We start from the raw sequence: 2,007 nt of genomic DNA, 5'->3' as shown, positions 1-2,007 counted from the left end.
CGACGCAACCCCGCGACCACCTGACCCAACTCAACGGGCCGACCCACCACCCAACCCGGCGGCTCGATCAGCGGAGGCGGCCCCACCCCAGCAGACGACGCCCCCTCCTGCAAGCGCACCGCCGCCCCCGCCGCCAGCAGACTCACCACCCCGGCCGACCAAAACGGATGAGCACGCGCGAGGTCCAACACCCCCGGCCACCGGTCCCGACCCGACGCCACATTGACCAACGCCGCACCCGCGTTCGCCAACACCACCGCGCAGCCCGCGAGCACCACCACCAGACGCTGAGACCCCCGCCCCCCGGACATAGACACCTCGCAGCAGCAGACTCACCGTCCGCACCATCTAACCCGCCCCAGCCATCACACCCACAACCGCCAGCACACTGGGCGAACCAGACACACATCGAACAACCGTCCGCGTTGACTCTGCGTCACCACCCGATGGGCGTATGGACCTCACGATCGTTATCAGCGCAGCGCATACATTCGGACACGATCGGTACCATCTCCGGGTTACACACATCAAGCGACGGAAGACGGGGCTGACTGGCGTCGACCTGAATCACGGATGGTGCGACTCCGGTCGATGGTGGGGAGGAGGCACTACCGGGGCCGGGGTGAGCTGATGTCCATTTTGCGGATTTCCGTGGCGTGGACGGCGTAGATGAAAGGGCCTGCTTCGGTGCAGGCGGTCGTGATCGCGGGCAGGTTCGAGAGCAGCCGCTGTGCCATCGCGGCACCCGGTAGGTCCTGCCGGGTTATGTAGAAGCATCGCGCGTGATGTGTCAGGACGGCTTCCTGTTCGGCGGGGCGGTAGCGGATACGCGCGTCCTTCATGAACACGACCCAGCCGAGGCGGGCCGTGTCCTCGATCCAGGTGACGTCCGCGATGTCCTCGTCCTGTGGGATGCCGTAGTGCTCGGCGAGCGTGGTCAGCCGTAGCCCGGCGTCTCGGAGCAGCCGGGGGACGGCGATGCGGCCGAGGCTGCGGTCGATGAAGACGTGCGGAAGCCCGGCAGGGTGGCGGCCTGTCGAGTCATCAGGCGGCGATTTTGCTTGCGACACGGACGGCGCCTTCAAGGTCAGGGAGAGGCACGCCGAATTCCTCCGCCACCTCGGCGAGTGCTTCGCCGGCGTGGAAGCGGCCCAGGGCGTCTTCGATGCGGGCGCCGCCGTGAGTGAAGATCGGCTGGCCGAAGCCACGGTGGGGATCGACGATGACGGAGCCGGGCTCGTACCGCGGTAGCCGGATGAGCCGGGGGTAGCCGTCGGAGGCGAACTCCACCAGCCGGAGGTAGGACTCGACGATCTCCCCGAACACCCGCTGCCCGTTGCGCACCACGACTAGTTCCCGGGCTCCGCGTGCTTCGGGCGTGTCGCCCTGGCTCTCGGCGAAGTCGTAGAGGACCTCGGCACCGTCGGTGTACAGGGCGCGTGAGGCGAGGACGTGCTCGATCCCCAACTGCTCGGACAGGCGGGCCAACGCGGGGCGGATCCGCTGTAGCGGCACTCCAGCGGCTCGGATGGCCGCCAGGATCATCCCCTCGGCAAGCCCGATGAACGGCACGACGGACGTGCCATGGCGCTGACGGGGCAGCACGGTGACGATCGGCTCACCATGGACCGGGGCGCGGCCCGGTGCGTGCCGGGTGTAGCCGTAGGCCCAGTTCGCGAAGGTCGACGTCGGCACGCCTAGGTGCCGGCCAGCCTCGGCGACGCTGTACAGGGGCAGGTCGAAACGGCTGCGATCCTGAATCATCGCGCCTCCTCTCAAGCCTGCTGGATCCGAAGGTCCCTGCCGCGCAACACCATGATCATAGCTCCTTGCTGGCTCGACGACGCCGGGGAGGAAGCCACGGCGAGCCGTGCTGCCGCAGTTTCTCTGGGGCTGGATCGGGTCGGCATCGTCAACAAGGGTCCGGCGGTGCGGTGGTCGGTGTCCGAGCCGTGCGGCATGTGCAACTCGGGTGCGGACCAGGGGTCGGCCCGATTGCCCAAAGAC

Annotated in this window: 4 protein-coding genes; 1 reads left to right on the top strand and 3 read right to left on the bottom strand. The window is 68.1% G+C overall.

All coding sequences use genetic code 11. From position 1 onward, the window contains the following. From CV1CTNOD_RS25785 to CV1CTNOD_RS15205, 3 genes are all read right to left on the bottom strand, one after another. A partial coding sequence (locus CV1CTNOD_RS25785; RefSeq protein ID WP_207386467.1) for a hypothetical protein occupies positions 1–311 on the bottom strand: 311 nt, incomplete at its 3' end. Positions 312–608: 297 nt separating this feature from the next. Then, positions 609–1,070 (bottom strand): hypothetical protein, encoded by a 462-nt coding sequence (locus CV1CTNOD_RS15210; RefSeq protein ID WP_131786742.1) that lies wholly within the window; start codon positions 1,068–1,070, stop codon positions 609–611. Then, the gene (locus CV1CTNOD_RS15205) at positions 1,045–1,764 is read right to left on the bottom strand and encodes a DUF433 domain-containing protein (RefSeq protein WP_131786741.1); all 720 of its coding nucleotides are present in this window, start codon (positions 1,762–1,764) and stop codon (positions 1,045–1,047) included. The genes CV1CTNOD_RS15210 and CV1CTNOD_RS15205 overlap by 26 nt, the downstream gene beginning before the upstream one ends. 51 nt (positions 1,765–1,815) lie before the next feature. Here CV1CTNOD_RS15205 and CV1CTNOD_RS25780 point away from each other — a divergent pair. Beyond that, the coding region (locus CV1CTNOD_RS25780; protein ID WP_207386466.1) for a hypothetical protein at positions 1,816–2,007 on the top strand (192 nt) is incomplete at its 3' end.

The sequence above is a fragment of the Protofrankia symbiont of Coriaria ruscifolia genome, assembly GCF_900634745.1.
Lineage (GTDB): Bacteria > Actinomycetota > Actinomycetes > Frankiales > Frankiaceae > Protofrankia > Protofrankia californiensis.
The sequence above is the reverse complement of the archived record's forward strand: the minus strand, read 5'-3'. Positions and strand labels throughout refer to the sequence as shown.